This is a genomic window from Methylibium rhizosphaerae (assembly GCF_006386545.1).
Lineage (GTDB): Bacteria > Pseudomonadota > Gammaproteobacteria > Burkholderiales > Burkholderiaceae_C > Pseudorivibacter > Pseudorivibacter rhizosphaerae.
The window spans coordinates 1-23,162 of the sequence record NZ_SWAR01000015.1 but is presented as its reverse complement, the minus strand read 5'-3'; the positions used below and the strand labels follow the sequence as shown (position 1 = coordinate 23,162).

Below are 23,162 nucleotides of genomic sequence, written 5' to 3'. Positions count from 1 at the left end.
GCGCATGAGGTTGCTGCTGCTCGAGGACGACGAACTGCTCGGCGAAGGCCTGCGCGACTTCCTGCGCCTGGAAGGCCACGTGGTGGACTGGTGTCGCACGCTCAACGAGGCACAGGCGCTGCGGGATGAACCCTTCGACGTGCTGCTGGCGGACTGGCAGCTGCCCGACGGGTCCGGCCTGGAGTGGCTGCGTGGGCGCCGCAGCCGCGGCGATGCCACGCCGGCACTGATGCTCACCGCACGCGATCTGCTGCAGCATCGCATCGAGGGGCTGGACGGCGGCGCCGACGACTACCTGGTGAAGCCGTTCGCGGCGGAGGAACTGGCCGCACGGCTGCGCGTCATGCAGCGCCGGCTCGCGAGCGGCGCCACGTCGGTGAAGCGCCTGGGCGGCGTGGAAGTGGACCTTGCCGCGAGGCTGGTGCGCGTTGACGGCCGGCGGGTCGAACTCACCGCCCGGGAGTGGGCGGTACTCGAGGCGCTGGTGCTGCGCGCCGGCCGCATCGTGCCCAAGGCCGACCTCGAGCGGCTGGTGCTGGGCTTCGACTCCGAGGTGGCAAGCAACGCGCTGGAGGTGCACGTGTCGGCGCTGCGCCGCAAGCTCGGCCGCGAGTTCATCGAGACGGTGCGGGGCCTGGGCTACCGCGTGGAGGCGGCAGCATGAGCCTACGCGAAGCTGCGCCCTCCATCCGCGCGCGGTTGGCCAACGCGCTGACCGTGTGGTCGGTGGTCTGGGGCTTGTCGGTCGGGGCCGCCGTGTGGCTGGCCGCGGCACACGAGGTGGACGAGTTGCTGGACGATGCGCTGCAGTCTTCGGCCGAGCTGGTCAGCGTGCTGGTCCGTACACCGCAAGCCCGCGGCCTGCCGGGCGGCACGGTCGAGCTGGCCGCCGGCGGCAATGGCGCGGAACGTTTCGCATGGCAGGTGGTGGCGCGCGACGGCCGGCTGGAACTGCGCTCGCCGCGCGCCCCGGACACACCGTGGCGCAACACACCGACCGCCGGCTTCGGCGATGCGGAGCACTGGCGCCTTTACGGCCTGCCGCTGGGGGCCGACGGCCGCATGCTGTATGCGGCGCAGACCCGCGACGAGCGCCGCGAGGCGCGTGCCGAAGTGGCCCTGGGGGCGGTGCTGTCCGCCCTGGCCGTGGGCATGCTGGGCCACCTCTGGCTGCGCTCGCGGGTGCGTGCCGAACTGCAGCCGCTGCAGACGCTGTCGGACCGACTGGCCCACTGGGACCTCGATCCGGCGCGCGGCACCGCGTCGACGCTGGGTCCGGCCGAGCGCCGCGAGCTGCAGCCGGTGCACGAGGCGCTGGAAGCGCTCACCACGCGCCTGTTGGCGCGCATTGCCAGCGAGCAGGCGTTTTCGGCCCATGCAGCGCATGCGCTGCGCACCCCGCTGGCCGGCATCGACACCCAGCTCGCCGTGGCGCTGCGCGAATGCCCCGCGCCGCTGCAGGAGCGGCTGCAGCGCGTGCGCGGCGCCGCCAGCCGGCTGCAGGGCGTGGTGGTGGCGCTGCTCGGGCTGTTCCGCACCGGCGCGCAGGCCCAGCAGCGCGTGACCATCGACGTGGCCCAGATGCTGCAGCGCCTGCCGGCCCCCGGCGTGCAGCTGCACGTGGCCCCGGGGGCTCGCATCGACGGTGACGCCGACCTGCTGGCCGCCGCGCTGCTCAACCTCGTCGACAACGCCCAGCGCCATGGGGCGGCGAACGTGTGGGTGGACACACCCTCGCCTCACACGCTGCGCCTTCGCGACGACGGGCCGGGCATCACAGCGCAACGCCGCCGGCAGCTGCAGGATGCGCTCGACCTGCAGGCCACCGAGGGCGTCACCGGACTGGGCCTCATGCTTGCCGACCGCGTGGCCCGCGCCCACGGCGGACGGTTGCGGCTGCTGGAAACGACCGCCGGATTCGCCGTCGAAATGGAGCTGGCGCAGCCGGCGGCGACGGACCACGGCATGGCGTGGTTTCGCGGTTGAGACCGGCTGCGGCAGATGCGCAGCCGCGCTCGCCGCCACGCCGAGCGTGGCGCTTACTCGAGGCGCCAGCTGAAAGGCGCCAGGTACCACGGGCCGGCCAGCACGCCGGCCTGCACTTCGGGATGCGCCAGGCAACGCTCGGTGGCCGCCAGCGAGGCTTGAGTCAGCAGGCGGGCGGGCCGCGAGCTGGTCACCCGAAACTCGAAGGGCGCCTCAGGCGTCGGCCGGCGAAAGTAGACCTGCACCTCGGCCTCTTCCTCGACGCGGCGCGCGGCCTCGGGGTAATCGGGCGGAAAGCACCTCGACGTGCCGATGAACTGCTGCCGGGCCGTCCAGGCAAAGGCCAGCGTGTACTTGCCGTCGATGGTCTTGCGCTCGCCGGTGGCGGGCGTGTACGAACTCGCAGGGTTGAAGTTGCAGGCCGTGGCGGCTTGCTGGAACGCGCGGTCCCGCTCTGCCTGGCCGGTGGACCGGACGACCGTGGCCTTCACCGGCGCGCCGGTCGGCGACACCTCCACCAGCAGTTCGACCGAGCCGGCGGCAGCCGCATCGATCACCTCGGGCGAAGGCAGCAGGCAACCCGGCTGGAGGCTCGCTTCGCGGATGACCGGCACGGACGGGGGGACAGCCGGAGCCCGCATGGGCGGCTGCGCGCAGCCAGCGACGACGAGGCCTGCGAGCGGCAGTACGAGGAAGCGGAACATGGACGTGCTTGATGGACGTGCTTGATGGACGAGCAAGGAGAACGATGAAGGAACAGTGACACGGACGCGCGTGTCGAGCTCGGCATGCCTATTGCGTATATGGCGGCCCCGGCCTTGCATTCCTCGGCGATTGTTCCTCGACGCGGCAAGGGCCTGCAAGCCAAGAAGAACCCATGAGAGTCGCTCTGCTGTCCAGGAACGATCGTGCGCTCGCGTTGATCCGCAATGCGCTCACCGGTCAAGGCATCGAGGTGCACGGCTTCATGACGTTCGAGCAACTGGCGGCCGGGTTCCACTGGCTGGAGTTCGACGCCATCCTGCTCGAAGACCAGCCGGACCACCTGGCGCACTGCCTGTCTTTGTTGCAGCGACAGGCCCAGGCTCGGACGGCCATCATCGTGGTGGGCAAGGGCAGCGCGGCTGCGATCACCCATGCCCTCGTGCACGGGGCCGATGACTACGTCTTCGATGACGGCAACGTCGAGCGGGCCACGCAACGCATCGTCGGCCGCATCGGGGTGCGGGTGCTGCGCAACCGGCAACCGGTCGTGCGGGTCGGCAGCTTCGAACTCGATGCGGTTGCACGCGAGATCGGAGCCGCGGGCGAACGCGTGCGCCTGACCATGCGCGAGACGGTCCTCGCCCGGCTGCTGTTCGAAAACGCCGGCCGCATCGTCGCGCTCGATCGGCTGTGCTTTGCCCTCTGCGGGGCCAGCGATGCGGCTGCAGTCCGCTCGCTCAATCAGCATGTCTACCAGCTGAGGCGCAAGCTCCGGCAACTGCCGGCCGAGGGCCAGCGACTGCGGGTCGATGCGGTCTACGGCTCGGGCTATCGCCTCGCGTCCGAGGCGCACACATCGCCTCGCTGACCGCGCGCTTCAATCCTCATGATCTTCACCGCCGCGCATTGCGGCGCGGTTCTCACCGGACCAGTTTTGTCACCGCGAGATCTGGTCGCGTCCGACTTGTAACAGCCGGATTCGGCTTTGTGCGAACTGCGCTCATCCAGGGGCCGGGTCGGGCAGGCTGGCATCGAACCTGCGCCCATCCTCTGACGAAAGCATGCCGAAGAGGATTGCTGAAGATTCCTCGAGCCGGCACTTCGGCCCACTCACCAAGAAAAAATTCAAGGAGTTCCCGACCATGAGGCAGATCCCTCCTGCACCGGTGCCCTCGCGCGCCGTGCTCACGTTGACCTCGCTGGTGCTGGCAGCCGCCGCACTCGGCGGCTGCGGCGGCAGCGACAAGGCGCCCGACGGCAGCAGCGGTTCGGCACCGCCCACGCCCATCCCCACCACTGCTCCCACGCCGGCACCCACCCCTGCCCCGGGCACCGGCGTCGACGAGCCGGCGCTCGAAGTCCCGCCGCCTGCGCCAGCGCCTGACCTGCCGGTCACCGGCACGCCGGCCGCCCCACCGCCGCCGCCAGCGCAGCAGCTGCCTTCCGGCATCGACCTGAGCCGTCCCGGCGTCGCGGTCAAGCCGGTGGCCGCCACGGCCTCCTCGTCGGTGAACCAGGGCAGCAACGCCGCCAAGGCGATCGACGGCAGCGCGACCAGCCGCTGGGAAAGCGCCCACACCAGCAACGAGTGGATCCAGTTCGACTTCGGCGCCAAGACGCCGCTCGGCTACCTGAAGCTGACCTGGGAGGCCGCGTACGGCAAGGAGTACGCGATCGAGACCTCCGACGACGGAAACACCTGGTACCAGCTGCGCTACGTGACGGGCGCCAAGGGCGGCACCGAGGAGTTCTTCAACCTCAACACCAACAGCCGCTACATCCGCATGCGCGGCGTGGCCCGCGGCACCCAGTACGGCTACTCGCTGTTCGAAGTGGAGTTCAAGTCCCCCGGCAGCGACAACTCGCTGCCGGTGCTGGCCACCTCGGCCGAGAAGTTCCCGCCGAGCGGCGCAACGCCGGCGCCCGCGCCGGCGCCGCAGGCGCCGCTGGAGATGGTGCAGTTCTCGCTGCCCGACGGCACGCTGGTCACCCGCTTCGGCATGGTCGGCCGCTCGCGCCATGCCCGCGAGCGCGGCGAAGAATGGAACGAAGCCGGCTACGGCCCGAACGACACCGTCGACGCCGCCGGCAGGCCGGTGGACAAGGGCCCGGGGGCACACCTCAACTTCGTGGCGAACTACTTCAAGAACCGCACCTGGGGCGTCGAGTTCATCGACAACAGCAAGGTCGCCGGCGTCACCCGGCCGAAGCTGATCGTCAACCAGTACTTCACGCAGGCACAGCGAGGCGGCGGCCATGCGTTCGTGCGCCGGTTCGACAGCACCGGCGTGACCGGCTTCGGCTGGATGAGCCCGGGTGACCTGCTCGACGACTCGAAGTACTCCGCCAACGACGCCGTCTGCGAGGTCGTGCCGAAGCCGCCCGAAGGCGCGCTGCGCCGCCCCGACAGCGGCTACAACGGCATCGTCGGCGCCAACGACGGCTGCTCGGTGGTCTTCGACACCTACCCCGGGCACACCGCCCTCGTGCCCGATGCCAACGGCGTGCTGGTGCCCAACGGCGGCAGCGTTGCGGCCCGCCCCATCAAGGCAGGCGACGTCATCGAGTTCACCAGCTCGTTCTTCTCGACCCGCGCGGTGATGGACGCGCTCGGCGACAACGGCGGCGTTCGCTACTACACCAACGAGCTCACCTACGTGGTGGGCGAAGGCCTGCGGCCCTGGTACGGCGTGCAGCCGCGTCTGATGAACGCGCCGCTGCCGCTCGAAACCCTGTCGGGCGGCATCGGCTCGGTGTCCTACGACTATGCCGACAACGCGCAGTTCATCTTCCAGCAACCGCTCAACAACATCGGCATGCAGAACATGCAGCGCTTCGTCGAGGGCCGCCGGTGGATCCACACCCACCTGTGGACCGGCGACCACACCGAGGCCGGCAACGACCGCAACCAGGCGGCCGTCGGCCTGCAGGGGCCGCGCTTCAACCAGTCGTCATGTTTCGGCTGCCACATCAACAACGGCCGGGGCGTCGCGCCGGCGGCGGTGAACCAGCGGCTCGACACGATGGCGGTGCGCACGGCAACGCTCGACGCCGCCGGCAAGCAGCTGCCCCACCCGACCTACGGCCTGGCGGTGCAGATGAACACGCGGTCGCTGGCCACCGGCCAGCCGCAGGACTGGGGCACCAGCGTTCGCGTTGCGGGCTTCGAGGCAAAAACCGTGACGCTCGCCGACGGCACCGCTGTCGAACTGCGCAGGCCCAAGGTCTCGTTCGACGGGCCGACACCTGCCGTGTATTCGCTGCGCAGCGCACAGCCGATGATCGGCATGGGCCTGCTGGAAGCGGTGCCTGACGCGGAAATCCTGTCGCGCGTTCGCGCCACGCCGGACGCCGACGGCGTGAAGGGCCAGGCCAACTATGCCTACGACCCCGAAACCGGCGCGGTGCGGCTGGGGCGCTACGGCTGGAAGGCTTCGAAGGTGAGCCTGCGGCACCAGTCGGCGTCGGCCGCGCTGCTCGACATGTCGGTCACTTCGCCGGTCTATCCCAACCGCGACTGCCTGGCCGGCCCGGCGAACTGCACGCAGGCCAAGGTCGAGAAGGGGCTCTCTGAAGAGGCGCTCACCGCCATCACGCGCTACCTGCGCCTGCTGGCCGTGCCGGCACAGCGCAGCCTGGTGAGCGGTTTCCCCAAGGGCGTGGCGCCGTTGTCCTACCTCGACGTCGACCCAGTGAAGGTGGCCGCCGGCGCCAGGGTGTTCGAGAGCATGCGCTGCACCGCCTGCCACACCAGCGCCATGAAGACCGGCACCGGCTCGGAGATGGCCGAGGTGCGCAACCAGACGATCAGGCCCTACTCCGACCTGCTGCTGCACGACATGGGCCCGGACCTGGCCGACAACCTCGTCGAAGGCCAGGCCACCGGCAGCATGTGGCGCACCGCGCCGCTGTGGGGCATCGGCTACACCGAGCTGGTGGCGGCCAGCAAGAATGTGCCGGTCGGCTACCTGCACGACAGCCGCGCCCGCAGCCTCACCGAAGCGATCCTCTGGCACGGCGGCGAAGCCACCGCGAGCCGCCAGCGCTTCCAGGCCTTGCCGAAGGCGGACCGCGACGCGCTGCTGGCCTTCCTGCGTTCGCTGTGACCCACGAGGACCCTGCATGACGTCACCCGATGTGACACGCACTCGGCGCCGCCGCTTGCTGCTGGCGGCGGCCGGTGCCGCCGCCGTGGCGGCCTGCGGCGGCGGCAGCGGCCCGGCGGCCAGCCCGCCGCCTTCCTCGCCCACGCCCGCGCCTACGCCCTCACCGTCGCCCACGCCCACGCCTGTCCCTTCGAACAAGAGCGCGAAGCGAGGCATCGCCTATGCCCTCGGCAGCGCGGCCGACTACGCCGCGCTCGCACCCGGCATCAGCTGGTGGTACGACTGGAGCAGCGCCCCCGAGGGCGGCACCGTGAGCGAGCTGCGCAGCCGCCATGGCATGGACTTCATCCCGATGCTGTGGAACCAGGACTTCAACGACGCGTCGATCACCCAGATGCTGCTGGCCAACCCCGGCATCGGCTACCTGCTCGCGCTGAACGAGCCCAACCTGATCGGCCAGGCCACCCGCACGCCGCAGCAGGCAGCCGAGCTGTGGCCGCGCATCGAGGCGATCGCACAGGCCACCGGTGTGAAGATCGTCGGGCCGCAGATCACCTGGGGCACGCTCGCCGGCTACCAGGACCCGGTCGTCTGGATGGACGCCTTCCTGGCCGCCTACCGCGGCGCGAACGCCGGCCGCAGCCCGCAGATCGACTACCTCGGCTTCCACTGGTACGACTACGGCCTCGCCGGCCAGCTCGACCGGCTGATGAAGTACGGCAAGCCGTTCTGGGTGACCGAGATGGCCAACTGGCATGTGGGCGACGGCAACGCCGCCATCGACTCCGTCGAGAAGCAGATGGTGCAGATGACCGAGATGGTCGCGTTGTGCGAGAGCCGGGCCGACGTGTTCCGCTACGCGTGGTTCACCGGCCGCGGCGGAGCCGACCTCGACAACCGCTTCACCACCCTGCTGGGTGCCGACGGCGAGCTCACCGCACTGGGGCGCCACTACCTGAGCCTGCCAGCCGGCGGATGACGAAGCTGCGCGCGGCGGCGCGCATGCAAACGTAAGAGTGCATTGCAGCTTACAGATGCAGGTCGGGCCGCGGCCTAAAGTGCTTCGCAAGAGTGGCTGCCTTCAGGGAGATCACCATGCGAAGCTCGACGCGATCGTGGCTGCTCGGTTGCAGCCTGTGCCTGGGCGGCGCGGCAGGCGCGCAGAACTTCGCCTGGGACGTGCGGCCCATTTCCGGGCTCGGCGGCAATGAGGCCTACGTCGTCGATCTCGACGACCTGGGGCGGGTGTACCTCAACAGCCCGTTGCCTGGCGGGTATGAGACTCGCGGCTACATCGAAGACCACGGCACCATCCGGTTCATCGGCGGGCTGGGGGATCCGCTGGTGGCCAGCCGCATGAACGCGCGCGGCGAAATCCGCGGCGTCGGCCGCGACGAGCTGCAGCGCACATACGTCTATCGCAATGGTGTCGCCATCCCGCTGGTGGCCCCCGGCGAAACCACCATGGCCGGCGGCCAGGCGTTGGGGCCGAACGACCGGGGCCAGATGGTCACCACCTACAGGATGCAGGATGAGTCGTATCGCACATCGATCATCCAGCCCGACGGCCGCTTCGTGGACATCGGCACCCTGGGCGGCCACGCGACCTGGGCCATCGCCATGAACCAGTCAGGCCAGGTTGCAGGCATCAGCAACCTGCCCGGCACGCTCGGCGCTCAGCCGACGCATGCGTTCCTGTACGCCAACGGAACGATGACGGACCTGGGCACCCTGGGAGGCTCCCAGAGCAATGCCCGCGACCTCAACGAGCGGGGCCAGGTCCTCGGGGAGGCGTCCACGGGCAACGAGTGGCACGCGTTCGTTTACGACAACGGCACGATGACCGACCTCGGCACGCTGGGCGGCGCCGTCAGCGTCTCGGCCGACCTCAACGACCTCGGCCACGCCGTGGGCCACTCAGACCTCGACCCGGCGCAAAGCAGCGAGGACTCCCATGCCTTCCTGTACCGCGACGGGCAGATGATCGACCTCGACCCGTTGTTCGCCGACAGCAACAGCAGCTTCGCGACCCGCATCAACAACGCGGGCCAGGTCCTGGCCACCGCCATGGTGACCGACCGCCGCTTCAACACACGAGCGGCCCACCTGTTCTTCTACGACAACGGGCAGGCCATCGACCTGACCGACTACATGAGGACATCGTTCAACGACGTCCTCAACATCGAGGGCGCGTGGCTCAACGAAGCCGGGCAGATCGCGCTGCGCACGTCCATCGCCGGCGAGACGCACATCTTCCTGATGACCCCGGTGCCGGAGCCGACCACCTGGGCCCTGCTGCTGGCCGGCGCGGCTGCCCTGGCGGTCGCCGGGCGCAGGCGTCAGGTCTCGCAGTACCGGTTCACCAGGTTCTCGTACAGCTCCTGCTGACCGCTTTCCGGGCGCTCGTCCACATTGCGCTGCAGCGCATGGTCGGCCACCTGCGACAGCGACAGCTCGCCCGCCAGCAACGAGCGGCCGAATGCTTCGCTCCAGCCGGCGTAGCGCCGCTCCACCCGTGAGGCGAGCTCGCCTTCCTCGACCATCTTCGCGGCGATGAGCAGCGCGCGGGCGCACACGTCCATCGCCCCGACATGGCCGAAGAACATGTCCTCGGGGTCTATGGACTGGCGGCGCACCTTGGCATCGAAGTTGAGCCCGCCCGAGCTGAAGCCGCCGGCGCGCAGCACGTGGTAGAGCGCGAGCGCGGTGTCGGGCACGTTGTTCGGGAACTGGTCGGTGTCCCAGCCGCACTGCATGTCGCCGCGGTTCATGTCGAGCGAGCCGAGGATGCCGAGCGATACGGCGGTGGCGATCTCATGCTCGAAGCTGTGGCCCGACAGCGTGGCATGGTTCGCCTCGATGTTGACCTTGATCTCGTTCTCGAGGCCGTACTGCTTCAGGAAGCCGTACACGGTGGCAACGTCGAAGTCGTACTGGTGCTTGGTCGGCTCGCGGGGCTTGGGCTCGATCAGCACGTGGCCCTTGAGGCCGATCTTGTGCTTGTACTCGACCACCATCTGCATGAAGCGGCCGAGCTGCCGCGACTCCTGCCCGAGGTCGGTGTTGAGCAGGGTCTCGTAGCCTTCACGGCCGCCCCACAGCACGTAGTTCTCGCCGCCCAGCCGCACGGTCGCATCCATGGCCTCGCGCACCTGCAGCGCCGCCAGCGCGAAGATCTCCGGGTTGGGGTTGCTGGCGGCGCCGCCCATGAAGCGGCGATGGCTGAACAGGTTGGCCGTGCCCCACAGCAGGCGCACCCCGGTGGCGGCCTGCTTCTCGCCCAGCACATCGACCATGCGATGCAGGTTGTCGACGCTTTCGCGCGGCGTGGCGCCTTCGGGAGCGACGTCGCGGTCGTGGAAGCAGTAGAACGGGACACCGAGCTTGCTGAAGAAGCTGAAGGCCGCGTCGGCCTTGGCGCGCGCGGCCGCCATCGGGTCGCTCATCTGCTGCCACGGGCGCTCGAAGGTGCCCGCGGGTCCGAACGGATCGAAGCCGTTCCAGCAGAAGCTGTGCCAGTAGCACACGGCGAAGCGCAGGTGCTCCTCCATGCGCTTGCCCAGCACCAGGCGGTCCTTGTCGTACCAGCGGAAGGCGAGCGGGTTGCGGGACTGCGGCCCTTCGTACGCGATCTTGTCGATGCCGGCGAAATAGTCAGACATGTAGGCGACTCCTGGGGAATGGAAACGGGGAAGCGTCGAGACGCGTCGTACCGGTCACGACGGCTGCGCGCGGAACAAGGGCTTGACGTGCTGGTACAGCGCCTGGAAGCGCTGGTGCCGCGGCAACAGCAGCGCACGCGATTCGGGCTGCGGGTGGAACACCTCGCGCACCGGGGTCGGCTTGCAGACACCGGCCTCGTCGGCGCCGAGCGCCAGCCATGCCAGCCGGGCCGCGCCGAGCGCACCGCCGGTTTCGGCACCTTCGAGCCTGGCCACCTGCACGCCCAGCGTGTCGGCCAGCAGCTGGGCCCACACCTCGCTGCGGGCCCCGCCGCCCACCAGGGCCAGCCGCTCGACCGAGGTGCCCGCCGCCTGCAGGGCCAGCAGCCCGTCGTACAGGCCGAAGCACACGCCTTCGATCACTGCGTAGCCCAGGCGCGCGGCGTCGGTGTTGTGGTCGAGGCCGAAGAACACGCCGCGTGCGTGAGCATCGTTGTGCGGCGTGCGTTCGCCGCCGAGATACGGCAGGAAGATCGGCGCCTGTGCCCGGTCCTGCACTCCGAGCGGCTGCACCCGCGACATCAGCGCGGCTTCGTCGGCCTCGCCCACCAGGCGGGTCACCCAGCGCAGGCAGCTGGCGGCCGAGAGCATGACGCTCATCTGGTGCCAGCGGCCGGGCAGCGCATGGCAGAAGCTGTGCACCGCGGCCGCCGGGTTGGCCCGGTAGCCGTCGGTCACCACGAACAGCACGCCGCTGGTGCCCAGCGACACGAAGCCGTCGCCCGGCTGCACGCAGCCCATGCCCACGGCGCTGGCGGCGTTGTCGCCGCCGCCCGCGGCCACCGCGATGCCGGACGGCAAGCCGAGCGCACGGGCCGCCTCCTCATCCAGGCGACCGGCCACCTCGCTGCCTTCGGCCAGCCGCGGCATGTGGGCGCGGCCCAGTCCGGTGGCCGCCAGCACTTCGTCGGACCAGTCGCGCCGCGCCATGTCGAGCCACAAGGTGCCGGCGGCGTCGGACGGGTCGGACCACTTCTCGCGCGTGAGGCACCAGCGCAGGTAGTCCTTGGGCAGCAGCACGCTGCGCACCCGCGAAAACAGCTCGGGCTCGTGCCGCCGCACCCACAGCAGCTTGGGCGCGGTGAAGCCCGGCATGGCCAGGTTGCCGGTGATCTGGTGCAGGCGCGGCACGGCCCGGGTGAGCTGTTCGCACTCGGCTGCGCTGCGCGTGTCGTTCCACAGGATGGCCGGGCGCAGCACCTGGTCGTCGGCATCGAGCAGCGTGGCGCCGTGCATCTGGCCCGACAGGCCGATGGCCTGTACCTGCTGCCAGGCTTGCGGCGCCCGCTCGCGCAACTGGCGGGCCGCCTGCTGCGTGGCCTCCCACCAGCTCGCCGCCTCCTGCTCGGACCAATGCGGATGCGGCCGCTGCACCGACAGCGGCGCTCCGGCGGTGGCCGCGATGGTGCCGTGCTGGTCGAGCAGCAGCAGCTTGACCTCCGAAGTGCCGAGGTCGATGCCCAGGGTGGTGGCAGATGCGTTCATGGCGTGGTCGCCGGCTCTTCCAGGCGGTGGTACTGCGGCACGCGGGTGACGGGCCGCCCGCCGATGATCATTGCCAGCACTTCGTCTTCCTGCACGTCCTGCGTCCGGTAGGTGCCGACCAGCTCGCCGTTCTTCATGACGGCCAGCCGGTCGGACAGGCCGAACACGTCGGGCATGTCGTGGGTGATGAGGAAGATGCCCACGCCCTGCGCCTTCAGGCGGCGCACCAGCTCATGCACCATGCGGGTCTCTTCGGGGCCGAGGGCGGCACACGGTTCGTCCATCACCAGCACGCGGGCATTGAAGTACAGCGCCCGCGAGATGGCCACCACCTGGCGCTGGCCGCCCGACAGCCCGCGCACCGGCACGCGGATGTTGCGGAAGTTCGGGTTGAGCCGCGCGAACACCTTGCGCGCCGCGGCCTCCATCGCATAGTCGTCCAGCGTGCGCCAGGGCGTCATCAGCTCGCGCCCGAGGAACAGGTTGGACACGGCGTCGAGGTTGTCGGCCAGCGCCAGCGTCTGGTGGATGGATTCGATGCCGAGCGCCTGCGAGTCGGTCGGGGTGCCGATGGTGACGGCCTCGCCGTTGACCAGGATCTCGCCGGCATCGGCCGGGTTGGCGCCTGCCAGCACCTTCATCAGGGTGCTCTTGCCGGCGCCGTTGTGGCCCAGCAGCGCCACCACCTCGCCGGCATGCAGCGCGAGGCTCACGTCGTGCACCGCCCGCACGCCGCCGAAGGACTTGTGCACGTGCCGCAGCTCGATCAACGCTGAGCTCATGAATTTCGCTCCCCGGTTGCCCGGCGGTACAGCACGTCGAACACCACCGCGATGATCAGCACCTGCCCGATGATGACCATGCGCTTGCCGATGCTGACGTCGAGCAGCAGCAGGCCGCTGTCGAGGAACTGCACGATCAGCGCGCCGAGCACCGAGCCGAGCACCGTGCCGCTGCCGCCGGCGAGCGACACGCCGCCGATCACCGCCGCGGCAATGACGTACAGCTCCATGTTGCCGCCCATGGAGTTGGTGCCGGCGTTGAGCCGGGCCACCGACACCGCGGCGGCAATGGCCACCAGCACCGCCAGCAGCGCGAACAGCTGCAGCGTGACCCACCGCACCCGGATGCCCACGAGGCGCGCCGCCTCGGGGTTGCCGCCGATGGCATAGACATACCGGCCGAAGCGGGTGCGCCGCACGATGAAGGCCATGGTCATGACCACCGCGGCCCAGATCACCACCGGCACCGGCACGCCCTGCGCGCTGGCCTTGCCCGGCAGCTGGTAGCTGCACATCGCCGCGGTGAAGCCGGCCAGCAGCAGCAGCAGGCCCACGGTCAGCAGCGCCTCCAGCCACATCGGGCGCAAGGGGAAGCCGTGGTGGGCACGGGCCCGCCGCGCGGTCCACACGCGCCACACGATCAGCGCGGCGAGCGCGGTCGCCAGCGTCCAGCTGCCAGCCACGCCGAGGGCGCCGTCGATGCCGCCGCCGATCACCAGGAAGGTCTCGTCGGTCACCGGCTGCGTCTTGCCGTCGGCCACCAGGAAGGCGGCGCCCCGGAACGACATGAGCCCGCCCAGCGTGACCACGAACGACGGCACGCCGACGTAGGCGGTGAGCCAGCCCTGGTACAGGCCCACCGCCAGCGAAACGGCCAGGCCGGCGGCACAGGCGGCCAGCCAGTGCCAGCCGCCGGTGTACTGCAGGTAGGCGATGAGCACGCCGACGAAACCCATCACCGAGCCGACCGACAGGTCGATGTGACGGGCCACCACGACCAGCACCATGGCGGTGGCCACGATGCCCACCACCGCCGTCTGCTGCGCGATGTTGTAGAGGTTCTCCGGCGTCAGGAAGGTGCCGGTGAGCGCATGGAACAGCAGCGCCATGACCACCAGCACGGCGGCCATGACGCCCAGCCGGACGTCGAGCGCCGACACCTGCAGCGACGAGAAGGTGTCGGCCGGCGGCAAGCCGGCCTCGAGGCTCTGCGACTTCACTTGCAGGCTGCCGGCGCCTTGGCGGCGTTCACGCCGCGGCACAGCGCGTCCTTCGAGATCCATTTCGCGTTGAGGACCACGTCGAGGTTGTCGCGCGTGATGGCCACCGGCTTCAGGAACTTGGACGTCATGGCCACCTTGCGCTCGCCTTCGGCCCAGGTCACCGTGCCGGGCACCGGCTTGCCGGCGGCGATGAGCACCGCGGCTTCCGCGGCCTCGCGACCGAGCACGCGTGCGTCCTTCCACACCGAAACCGTCTGGGTGCCCAGGGCCACGCGGTTGAGCGCGGCCTGGTCACCGTCCTGGCCGGAAACCGGCACGCCCGACAGCCCGCGCGCCGACAGCGCCGCCACCACGCCGCCGGCGGTGCCGTCGTTGGAGGCCACCACCGCGTCGACCTTGTTGCCGTTGCGGGTGAGGATCTGCTCCATGTTCTTCTGCGCCACCTCCGGCTTCCAGCCTTCGGTGTATTCCTCGCCGACGATCCGGATGTCGCCCTTCTTCAAGGCCGCGTCGAGCACCTCCTGCTGGCCGGCGCGGAGGAAGTCGGCATTCGGGTCGGTGGGCGAACCCTTGATCATCACGTAGCTGCCCTTGGGCTTGGCCTGCAGCACCGCGCGCGCCTGCAGGCGGCCGACTTCCTTGTTGTCGAAGGTGATGTAGAAGACGCCGGGCTGCTCGATCAGGCGGTCGTAGGCGACGACCGGAATGTTGCGCTGCCGGGCCTTGGCCAGCGCGGGCACGATGGCGTCCTTGTCCATCGCCAGCACGATGAGTGCCTTGGCGCCCTTGGCGATGAGGCCGTCCACGTCGGCGAGCTGCTTCTCAGGCGAGCCGCCGGCATCGGCGCTCACATAGGTGGCGCCGAGCTTGGCCAGCTGCTCCTTGATGGCCGCCTCGTCGGTCTTCCAGCGCTCCTCCTGGAAGTTGGACCAGCTCACGCCGACCACTGTCTGGCTCCACGCACTGCCTACAGCCAGCATGCCCGCCAGCGCGAGGGTGATCGTTGCTCTCATCGGTTGTCTCCTGTGTTGTTTGCCTGCACAGCCGAGAAGCTCCCCTTCGGGCTGGCGGAAGGGAAGCGTAGCTAGTTCGATCGACATTCGAACTAATGTTTTCCCCTATGGGCGGAAGCGCCGGCTCTTCGTACCTTCGGCGCCATGGGTGGCCGTGCGCGGCATCGCCGCTCGAACCAAGGTCACGACGTCCGTCATCCTGTCGCCGTGACATCTTCGGCCGCCCACGGGCGGCTTCTTTTTGGGTGGCGCTCGCCACGGGTGCGCACCAGGCATGCGCAAGAATCGGCTCACAGGAGAACAGCGCCCCTATGCCCAGCACCCCGATCACAGGCGACCAGCGCTTCGTGAAGAACATCAACCGCACCGCGCTGCTGCGCCTGCTGCGGGAGCACCCCGGCATCTCGCGTGCCGACCTGGTGGCGCGCAGCGGCCTCACCAAGTCCACGGTGAGCCTGCTGACCAAGGAGCTGATCGACGAAGGCTGGCTGGCGGAGGACGACGCGCAGGTCACCGGGGCGCTGGGGCGGCGGCCCACGCCGCTGCGGCTGCTGGGGCACGGCCTGACGCTGATCGGCGCGGAGCTGGGTCCGGACAGCATCAGCGTGGTGAGCACCAGCGTCCACGGCGACCTGCAGGAGGTGAACCAGGCGCCGTTGATCGACCGCGCGCCTGACGGCGCCTGCCACCAGCTGGTGGAGATGGTGACCGCGCAGGCCGCGAAGGTGACCCAGTCCGGCTCGCGCCTGCTTGGCGTCGGCGTGGGCCTGCCCGGCGCGGTGGACACGGTCAGCGGCGTGCTGCAGTTCGCTCCCAACATCGGCTGGCGCGAGGTGGAGGTGGGCCGGCGGCTGGCGCGCGAGCTCGAGCACGCCCGGCTCGGTGACGTGCCGGTGTACTGCCACAACGAAGCCGACCTGGCGGCCATCGGCGAGATCGAGTTCGGCAGGCGCCCGGCCGACGACCCGCTCATCTACATCAGCTGCGGCATCGGCGTGGGCGCCGGCATCGTGCTCAACGAGGCGCTGTTCACCGGCGCCACCGGCTCCGCCGGTGAGCTGGGCCACACCACCCTGCAGATCGACGGCCGGCCGTGTTCGTGCGGGCGTCGCGGCTGTGCCGAAGCCTATGTGGGGCTCAAGTCCATTGCCCATGAAGCGGGGCACATGGGCCGGCAGGAGCGGATCGACCGGGACGCCCTGCGTGCCGACCTGGCCAACCCGCGCATGAAGAAGGCGCGCCTGGCGTTCCGCCATGCGGGTGACGCGCTGGGCGTGCTGCTGCAGAACGCCTGGACCATCTTCAACCCGCAGGCGATCGTGCTGGGCGGCGAGACGGTGGCCCTGGGCGGCGCGCATTTCATGGATGCGGCCATCGAACGCCTGTCCGGCTTCGCCGAGCAGGCCGGCATGCCGATGCCGCTGGTGCGCGTGGCCCGCCACGGCGAGCTGGCCACCGCAGTGGGCGGTGCGGCGTTCGCGATGCATTCGCTGTTGCGGCCCTATGGCACCCGCAGCATCGCCTTGCGGGTGAACGCCGAAGGTTGAACTCGCCTGGAAGGAAGCCAGTCATTGACAGCGCTAGGACACTTGACCTAACCTTGCGCGAAATCTAGGTCAGTCGTCCTAATCCAGACGTCTCAGTCATTGATGGCCACACGCCAGAACATCGTCGATGCGGCGGACACCCTGTTCTACGAACGGGGCTTCGAACACACGTCGTTCGCGCACATCGCCGACGCGGTGCAGATCTCCCGCGGAAACTTCTACCACCACTTCAAGAGCAAGGACGAGATCCTCGCCGCGGTGATCGACGCACGCCTGGAGCGAACCCGCTCGATGCTGAAACAGTGGGAGCGCGACGGAGCGAGCCCCGAGGAGCGCATCGGGCTCTTCGTGTCGATCCTGTTGCGCAACCAGGCGAAGATCATGCGGCACGGCTGCCCGGTGGGCACCCTCTGCACCGAGCTCACCAAGCTCGGTCATGCGCAGCAGGCCGATGCCAACGCGATCATGAAGCTCTTCCAGACGTGGCTGCGCGGCCAGTTCGAGCAGATGGGGTGCAAGAAAGATGCAGACAAGCTGGCCTTGCACCTGCTCTCGCGCACCCAGGGAGTGGCTGTCGTTGCGCAATCGCTGCGCGACAGGAACTTCCTGCAGCACGAGGTGGAGCAGATGCTGCAGTGGGTCGAAGCATGCAAGCCGGTGCGGCCGCCTTCGGCCGGGCGATCACGTTGACGCAACCGAGGGAGGTTCATGTTCTGTGTGTTTCTCAGGTTCTCTCGAAACAAGGCGCAGGCGGCTCAGCACATGGCAGGGCACCAGCGCTGGATCCAGGAGGGTTTCGATGACGGCGTGTTCCTCCTGACCGGCAGCCTCGCCGACCAGCACGGCGGCATGGTGCTCGCGCACAACACCACCCGCGACGCGCTGCAGGCACGGGTCGCACTCGACCCGTTCGTCGCGGAGGACGTGGTGGCGGCCGAGATCACGCAGGTCACGCCAGGCAAGGCCGATGCGCGCCTCGGCTTCCTGATGGCAGGGACCTGAGATGGGCGCCACGATCACCGGGCCCGACGGCCGGCCGCGCTGCAGGTGGTGCGCCGCGGCGCCGGAGTTCCTGCACTATCACGACACCGAATGGGGCTTTCCGGTCACCGACGACCGCCGCCTGTTCGAGAAGTTGTGCCTCGAGAGCTTCCAGTCCGGCCTGAGCTGGCGAACCATCCTCGCCAAGCGCGAGAACTTCCGGGCCGCGTTCGAGAACTTCGAATACCACCGCATGGCCCGCTTCGGCGAGCGTGACGTCCAGCGCCTGCTCGACAACCCCGGCATCGTGCGCCATCGCGGGAAGATCGAGGCCGTGATCCACAACGCGCGCATGGCCGAAGCGCTGGTGCAGCGCGAGGGGTCGCTCGCTTCGTTCCTGTGGCGCTACGAGCCCGCGCCCGACCAGCTCGCCGAGCCGCAGACCGCGTCGACCTCCCCGGCCGCGGAAGCGTTGTCGAAGGACCTGAAGAAGCTCGGCTGGAAGTTCGTCGGACCCACCACCGTCTATGCCTTCATGCAGGCCATGGGTCTGATCAACGACCATGCGAGCGGGTGTGTCGTGCGGCCGATCGCGGACCAGGCGCGCCGGGCCATGGCGGCGTGAACAGTCCGCCCGTCCGCCCCCGCCAGGTCTGCGCTCGCTGCCTGCGCCCGCAGGCCGCCTGCCTGTGCCCGCTGGCCCGGCCGACGGCCCACCGCACCGAGGTGCTGGTGCTGCAGCACCCGCAGGAACAGCGCCACGTGAAGAACAGCGTGACCTTGCTGCGGCTGTCCCTGGCGTCCTGCGAGCTGGTGGTCGGCGACCGCTTCGCGCCTGACATGCTGCAGGGGCTGCTGCATCGCCCCGGGCGCCAGACGCTATTGCTCTACCCGGACGTGCCTGCCGCGCCGGCACCGCCGGCGGCGGACACGACGGCGGGCATGCCGCTGCGGCTCGTGGTGCTCGACGCCACATGGCGCAAGAGCCTGCGGATGCTGCTCGAGCACCCTGCCCTGGCCGCGCTGCCGAGGCTGTCGCTGGACGCACCGGCGCCGACCCGCTACCGCGCGATCCGCGCGGCGCGACGCGCCGATCAGGTTTCGACGCTGGAAGCCACGGTGCATGCGCTGGCGATGCTGGAAGGCCCCGCCTTCGACGCAGCACCGCTGCTCGACGCGTTCGGCCGCTTCGTCGAAGGCGTGTCGGCCCGGCAGGGGCACCCGCCCGAGGCACCGGCCGGGTCGTCACCCGCCACTTCATGAAGCCGCGTGCCGCGCCAGCGCCATGGCGTCGGCCCCCGCCGGAAAGCGCAGCTGCCCTGCCGTATCGTGGGCCGCGCGCCAGACCGCATGCGCAACGTCGATTTCCTTCGTCACTTCCGCCACCCGGGTCAGCATGCCGAACACCGATTGAGCAAAGGGCGCGTAGGCCGGCGGCACGAGATCGCGCATGCGCTCGCTGCCGTTCTCGGCGAAGCGGGTGGTCGGTGCGTAGCCGGGTTCGACGAGCTTCACCGCCACGCCGAAGGCCTCCAGCTCGAACGCGAGCGAGGCCGTGAAGCCTTCGATCGCCGTCTTGCTGGCGGTGTAGACCGCGACCAGCGGCATGGGCGCGAGCGTCGCGCTCGACGTCACGTTCACGATGACACCCTGCCGGCGCTCGCGGAACTGCGGAATCACCGCCTGCGTCATCGCCATCACGCCGAAGGTGTTCGTCTCGAAGACCTCTCGGGTGGTGGCCATCGGCGTCGCCTCGAAGGCGCCGAACAGGCCGATGCCGGCGTTGTTCACCAGCACGTCGATGGGCCCGGCGGCCCGGAGCGCGGCCGCGATGCTGGCCGGCTGCGTCACGTCCAGCGCCAGGACACGCAGACGCTCCGATCCCTCGAAGAGATCCGGGCGCGGACTGCGCATGGTCGCGATCACCTGCCATCCCTGCGCATGGAAATGACGGGCGGTTGCGAGGCCGTATCCGGACGAGCAGCCGGTGACGAGAACGGTCTTCATGGGTTTGCCTTTCGTTGGGTGATGGAAGGCACCCACGATAGGCCGGCGCCGCCGGACGATCCACAATCCAGAGTCCTTTGCACATTTGCAGGAGTCCAGGCATGGCCGTCGATCCGCTCGCCGAGGTGATTTCGTTGCTGCAGCCGAGCGCGGTGTTCTCGAAGGTGATCAGCGGCGCCGGGCGCTGGGGCGTGCGCTACACCCGGTTCGGGCTGCCGAGCTTCTGCGCGCTGCTGCAAGGCAGCTGCCGGCTCTCGATCGACGGCCAGGGCACGCTGACGCTCACCGAGGGTGACTTCATCCTGCTGCCCGCCACGCCCGGGTTCACGATGACGAGCCTGGAGCCCGGCACGCCTGCGCTCGTGGACGCCCGGGCCGCGGCCGCCGACGTGAGCGGCACCGAGATCCGGCATGGCACGCGCGGCGTCCGGCCCGACGTGCGGATGCTGGGAGGCTACTTCCAGTTCGGCTCGCCTGACGCGGCAATGCTGGTGGCGCTGCTTCCGGCGGTGCTGCACGTCCGCGGCTCCGAGCGGCTGCCCCAGCTGGTGCGCCTCGTGCGGGAGGAGTCCCTCGAGCGGCGGCCGGGCCGGGAGCTGGTGCTCACCCGGCTGGTCGAGATCCTGCTGATCGAGGCGCTGCGCACCGCTCCCGGCGAGCAGGCGCCCGCCGGCCTGCTGCGGGCGATGGCGGACAAGCGCCTGGCCGCCGCGTTCCGTCTCATGCACGGCGACCCGGCACGCGCCTGGACGGTGGAGCAGCTGGCGCGCAAGAGCGCGTTGTCGAGATCGGCCTTCTTCGATCGCTTCACCCGCGCCGTCGGCATGCCGCCGATGGAGTACCTGCTTTCATGGCGCATGGCCCTGGCCAAGAGGCTCTTGCGGCGGGAAGGCCTGGCGATCGGCCAGGTCGCCGAAAGGGTCGGCTACGGCTCTGCCAGCACCTTCAGCACCGCGTTCAGCCGGCACGTGGGGCAGGCGCCGAGCCGGTATGCGCGCTCGCTGTGAGCAAGCGCCCTTCGCGCAGTCACCTGGCGGAGCGGTCGCTCAGAAACCACTGGCTGCCGACCTGCTCGAAGCCCTGCTCCAGCAGCCAGCGCCTGGCGGCCAAGTCGACACCGGCGTGCCCGGCGGCGCTCACCCGCCAGCCCATCACGAGCGGTGCGTCTGCGCTGCCCACGCCGGCCAGGCACTTGCGCTGGGCGAGCGGCCGCAACTCGACGGGAAAGTCCTCGAGCCGCAGCGGCGTGCGCGCCGGCTCGAAGTACACCGGTGAAAACGACGGCGCCGGAGCGCCGATTTGCAGAATGCTGTCTCTCACAATTCCGTCCCTGGAACCGGTCAACTGCCGGCTTCCGGCGCAGTGTAGGGAGGGTTCGCTCGCACGGCACCTGCAACCTGTGACAGGGCTGGTTGCCGTGGCATCAAGCCCTCCGATGATTCCCGCGCGGCACCCGCAGATGCCGGGCCGCGGGGCAATGTAGGGGGCAGGAGGCACGAGGGTCATGACGGAACCCCGACGAGACGATGGCGCCGTGTTTCGAGACGTGCAGGAGGTCACGTCACCGGCGGCGGCGGCGCCGCCGCCCGCGTTCAGCCCCTGGCGGCCGGCCGCCGCGTGACGTCCGTCGCCAGCGGCGTGGAACGGCGCAGCACGTCCTCCGACAGCCACAGCGCGCTGCGCCTGGCCCGCTCGCACACGGCCGCCAGCGGGATCTGCTGGTAGTCGTCGTTGAACACCTCGAAGCTGTAGTCGCCGCTGTAGCCGATCTCGTCCAGCCGCGTCACCAGCTCGGCCAGTTGCTCGGTGTGCACGCCCTCGCCCGGAAACACGCGGAAGTGCCTCGCTGTGGCGATCCGTTCCTCGAAGGTGGGAGCTTCCCGCCACATGAAGTCCGACAGCTGCACGAGGTGGATGCGCCACGAACTCAGGAGCTCTATGTCCTCCAGCGGGTCCTTGGCGGCGAGCAGGTGGAACGAGTCGAGCCCGATGCCCAGGTTCGGAAAATCCGCTTCGCACACCAGTTCCCAGGCCTGCATGAACCGGTTGATGTTCCGGCCCCATGACAAGGCCTCGTAGGCGATCTTCACGCCGTGCGGCAAGGCGAGCATGGCCAGCTTGCGCAGGTCGCCTGCGAGCTGCTGCGCATCGGCACTGGCATGGGACGACGTGGACGAACAGGCGAGCAGCACCTTGCAGCCGAGCGCGGCGCACATCTCGATCATGTGCTTGGCGATCTCGACCTTGTAGGCGTGCAGCCGGCCGGACAGGCCCTCGAAGTCGCGCAGGACCTGGAACCCGGTGACCCGCAGGCCGCTCTCGCGCACCAGACGCGCGGCCGCCTCCCAGCCTTCGGGGTGGCCCACGAGGTCGCGGGCGTTGAGCATCACCTGGGAGAAGCCGGCCGAACGCATGGCCTGGAGCTTGGCCTCCAGCGGCCCGGCCAGCGAGATCGTGTCCATGCCGAATTCGTCGATCATCACGGCGTGCTCCCCCGCTCGTCGTGCACCAGCTCGAATGTGACCGACTGCAGCACGTGGCGCGTCAGGGCGCCACGCTCCGTCACCTTCAGGTTCGGCGACTCCTCGAACTCCACGCCGTTCGCGCGCAGCGCAGCCACGGCGGCCGGCACGTCGGCAGCGCCCAGGCCGATGCGCTCGAATTCCTCCTGCTCGTCGTAGGCCAGGGTCGCCGGGTGCGGCTCGACGAGCTGCAGGTAGAAGAGCCCGCACGGGCTCTTCATCAGCGCGCCCTTGGGCATGATGCCGAAGCGCTGGCCGGCCGGCAGCAGCGTGAGGCCGAGCAGGTCTCCATAGAACCTCACCCAGTCGTCGGTGCGTTCGCGACCCACGTACTGCACGACACCGAACCAGCGCAGCCCGGCCAGCGCCGGCGGATGCTGTTCCACCGTCGGGATCGGCACGAAGTCCACGTCATAGATGGAGAAGTCGCGCCAGCGGTCCACGAAGTAGATGTGGGCGCCCGAGGGGCCGTGGATGCCCGGGATGTTGAGCTCCATCACCTGCGCATGCATCGGCACGTCCCACGCCCCCAGCGACAGCACCCGCTCATAGGCCGCCCGGGCGTCCTGCACACGCAAGGCCAGCGCCGAGATGCGCGGCGTTTCCGTCGGTTCCCTGGAGCCGCGCAGCACGCCGTGATGCGCATTCACGACGATGTTCATTCCGCCCTGCCGGTACAGCAGCACCTCGCGGGAGCGGTGCCGGGCCACGGGCCGGAAGCCCATGCGCTCGAGGGTGTGCCCCAGCGCCTGCGGCTTGGCCGTCACGTATTCCACGTATTCGATGCCGGCCAGGCCGAGCGGGTTGGGCGTTTCGCCGAGACCCTCGCGATTCAAGGAAGTCGGGCTCATGGAGATCTCCTGTTCTGGCATGGGCTCAGCCCCCGGTGAGCCACTTGAGCGGCACGAGCACGAGCGAAGGGAAGAACACGAGCAGGAACATGACGGCGAACTGAGCGGTCATGAAGGGCAGGACGCCGCGGGTGACGGCGTCCATCTTCATGCGGCCCACGCCGGCCACCACGTTGAGCACGGTGCCCACCGGCGGCGTGATGAGGCCGATGGCGTTGTTCATGATGAACAG

At 69.6% G+C, this 23,162-nt stretch carries 23 protein-coding genes; 12 read left to right on the top strand and 11 right to left on the bottom strand.

Annotation, left to right across the window (positions count from 1 at the left end; all coding sequences use genetic code 11):
• Positions 1-4 precede the first annotated feature (4 nt).
• Together E8D38_RS12705 and E8D38_RS12700 are read left to right on the top strand one after the other, a co-directional pair.
• Positions 5-664: a response regulator transcription factor gene (locus tag E8D38_RS12705; RefSeq protein ID WP_140630623.1), complete on the top strand. Its 660-nt coding sequence runs from the start codon at positions 5-7 to the stop codon at positions 662-664.
• Complete coding sequence (locus E8D38_RS12700) at positions 661-1,986, top strand: sensor histidine kinase (protein WP_140630619.1); 1,326 nt, start codon at positions 661-663, stop codon at positions 1,984-1,986. Before E8D38_RS12705 ends, E8D38_RS12700 begins: the two co-directional genes overlap by 4 nt.
• A 53-nt stretch (positions 1,987-2,039) precedes the next feature.
• Here the strand turns inward: E8D38_RS12700 and E8D38_RS12695 are convergent, their stop codons facing one another.
• A complete protein-coding gene (locus E8D38_RS12695; RefSeq protein WP_181179102.1) occupies positions 2,040-2,690 on the bottom strand; it encodes a TonB family protein in 651 nt (216 codons plus the stop codon).
• A 173-nt stretch (positions 2,691-2,863) separates the two neighbouring features.
• Here E8D38_RS12695 and E8D38_RS12690 point away from each other — a divergent pair, with 173 nt between their 5' ends.
• The 4 genes from E8D38_RS12690 (at position 2,864) to E8D38_RS12675 (ending at position 9,185) form a co-directional block, all read left to right on the top strand.
• Positions 2,864-3,559, top strand: a complete 696-nt coding sequence (locus E8D38_RS12690; protein ID WP_140630611.1) for a response regulator transcription factor — start codon at positions 2,864-2,866, stop codon at positions 3,557-3,559.
• A gap of 274 nt (positions 3,560-3,833) precedes the next feature.
• Positions 3,834-6,797 (top strand): di-heme oxidoredictase family protein, encoded by a 2,964-nt coding sequence (locus E8D38_RS12685; RefSeq protein ID WP_246099464.1) that lies wholly within the window; start codon positions 3,834-3,836, stop codon positions 6,795-6,797.
• Positions 6,798-6,813: 16 nt separating this feature from the next.
• Positions 6,814-7,776, top strand: coding sequence for a glycosyl hydrolase (locus E8D38_RS12680; RefSeq protein ID WP_140630602.1), 963 nt, complete (start codon positions 6,814-6,816; stop codon positions 7,774-7,776).
• A gap of 116 nt (positions 7,777-7,892) precedes the next feature.
• Positions 7,893-9,185, top strand: a complete 1,293-nt coding sequence (locus tag E8D38_RS12675; protein WP_140630597.1) for an HAF repeat-containing PEP-CTERM protein — start codon at positions 7,893-7,895, stop codon at positions 9,183-9,185.
• Here E8D38_RS12675 and xylA read toward each other — a convergent pair.
• Genes xylA through xylF form a run of 5 tightly spaced genes read right to left on the bottom strand, consistent with a single transcriptional unit; the run spans position 9,137 to position 15,022 of the window.
• Positions 9,137-10,459 carry a xylose isomerase gene (xylA, locus tag E8D38_RS12670; protein WP_140630593.1) on the bottom strand — a complete coding sequence of 441 codons (1,323 nt, stop codon included), beginning with the start codon at positions 10,457-10,459 and terminating at the stop codon, positions 9,137-9,139. The genes E8D38_RS12675 and xylA overlap by 49 nt on opposite strands.
• A gap of 54 nt (positions 10,460-10,513) precedes the next feature.
• Positions 10,514-12,004 carry a xylulokinase gene (gene xylB / locus E8D38_RS12665; protein ID WP_140630590.1) on the bottom strand — a complete coding sequence of 497 codons (1,491 nt, stop codon included), beginning with the start codon at positions 12,002-12,004 and terminating at the stop codon, positions 10,514-10,516.
• The gene (locus E8D38_RS12660; protein WP_140630586.1) at positions 12,001-12,786 is read right to left on the bottom strand and encodes an ATP-binding cassette domain-containing protein; all 786 of its coding nucleotides are present in this window, start codon (positions 12,784-12,786) and stop codon (positions 12,001-12,003) included. The genes xylB and E8D38_RS12660 overlap by 4 nt, the downstream gene beginning before the upstream one ends.
• Entirely contained in the window at positions 12,783-14,006 is a 1,224-nt protein-coding gene (locus tag E8D38_RS12655) for a sugar ABC transporter permease (RefSeq protein WP_246099463.1), read from the bottom strand. The genes E8D38_RS12660 and E8D38_RS12655 overlap by 4 nt, the downstream gene beginning before the upstream one ends.
• The gene (gene xylF, locus E8D38_RS12650; protein WP_140630580.1) at positions 14,003-15,022 is read right to left on the bottom strand and encodes a D-xylose ABC transporter substrate-binding protein; all 1,020 of its coding nucleotides are present in this window, start codon (positions 15,020-15,022) and stop codon (positions 14,003-14,005) included. Before xylF ends, E8D38_RS12655 begins: the two co-directional genes overlap by 4 nt.
• A 311-nt stretch (positions 15,023-15,333) precedes the next feature.
• Here xylF and E8D38_RS12645 point away from each other — a divergent pair, with 311 nt between their 5' ends.
• The 5 genes from E8D38_RS12645 to E8D38_RS12625 all read left to right on the top strand — a co-directional run bounded on the left by E8D38_RS12645 (position 15,334) and on the right by E8D38_RS12625 (position 18,813).
• Complete coding sequence (locus E8D38_RS12645) at positions 15,334-16,569, top strand: ROK family transcriptional regulator (RefSeq protein WP_140630576.1); 1,236 nt, start codon at positions 15,334-15,336, stop codon at positions 16,567-16,569.
• A gap of 102 nt (positions 16,570-16,671) precedes the next feature.
• Positions 16,672-17,259: a TetR/AcrR family transcriptional regulator gene (locus E8D38_RS12640; protein ID WP_140630573.1), complete on the top strand. Its 588-nt coding sequence runs from the start codon at positions 16,672-16,674 to the stop codon at positions 17,257-17,259.
• A gap of 18 nt (positions 17,260-17,277) precedes the next feature.
• Positions 17,278-17,571, top strand: a complete 294-nt coding sequence (locus E8D38_RS12635; protein WP_140630570.1) for a YciI family protein — start codon at positions 17,278-17,280, stop codon at positions 17,569-17,571.
• Position 17,572: 1 nt separating this feature from the next.
• A complete protein-coding gene (locus E8D38_RS12630) occupies positions 17,573-18,175 on the top strand; it encodes a DNA-3-methyladenine glycosylase I (protein ID WP_140630567.1) in 603 nt (200 codons plus the stop codon).
• On the top strand, positions 18,172-18,813 hold the full coding sequence (locus E8D38_RS12625; RefSeq protein ID WP_140630564.1) for a tRNA-uridine aminocarboxypropyltransferase: 642 nt from the start codon (positions 18,172-18,174) through the stop codon (positions 18,811-18,813). The genes E8D38_RS12630 and E8D38_RS12625 overlap by 4 nt, the downstream gene beginning before the upstream one ends.
• Here E8D38_RS12625 and E8D38_RS12620 read toward each other — a convergent pair.
• Positions 18,808-19,557, bottom strand: a complete 750-nt coding sequence (locus tag E8D38_RS12620; RefSeq protein WP_140630883.1) for an SDR family oxidoreductase — start codon at positions 19,555-19,557, stop codon at positions 18,808-18,810. The two genes, E8D38_RS12625 and E8D38_RS12620, sit on opposite strands and share 6 nt — an antisense overlap.
• Before the next feature lie 101 nt (positions 19,558-19,658).
• Between E8D38_RS12620 and E8D38_RS12615 the strand changes: the two genes are divergently transcribed.
• The gene (locus E8D38_RS12615; protein WP_140630559.1) at positions 19,659-20,564 is read left to right on the top strand and encodes an AraC family transcriptional regulator; all 906 of its coding nucleotides are present in this window, start codon (positions 19,659-19,661) and stop codon (positions 20,562-20,564) included.
• Positions 20,565-20,583: 19 nt separating this feature from the next.
• Here the strand turns inward: E8D38_RS12615 and E8D38_RS12610 are convergent, their stop codons facing one another.
• The 4 genes from E8D38_RS12610 to E8D38_RS12595 form a co-directional block, all read right to left on the bottom strand.
• Positions 20,584-20,877: a hypothetical protein gene (locus E8D38_RS12610; RefSeq protein ID WP_140630556.1), complete on the bottom strand. Its 294-nt coding sequence runs from the start codon at positions 20,875-20,877 to the stop codon at positions 20,584-20,586.
• A gap of 272 nt (positions 20,878-21,149) precedes the next feature.
• Positions 21,150-22,037 (bottom strand): sugar phosphate isomerase/epimerase family protein, encoded by an 888-nt coding sequence (locus tag E8D38_RS12605; protein WP_140630876.1) that lies wholly within the window; start codon positions 22,035-22,037, stop codon positions 21,150-21,152.
• Positions 22,037-22,930, bottom strand: coding sequence for a 4-hydroxyphenylpyruvate dioxygenase (locus E8D38_RS12600; RefSeq protein ID WP_140630551.1), 894 nt, complete (start codon positions 22,928-22,930; stop codon positions 22,037-22,039). Before E8D38_RS12600 ends, E8D38_RS12605 begins: the two co-directional genes overlap by 1 nt.
• 25 nt (positions 22,931-22,955) lie before the next feature.
• Positions 22,956-23,162 (bottom strand): TRAP transporter large permease subunit (locus tag E8D38_RS12595; protein ID WP_140630548.1); only part of this gene is annotated, 207 nt, incomplete at its 5' end.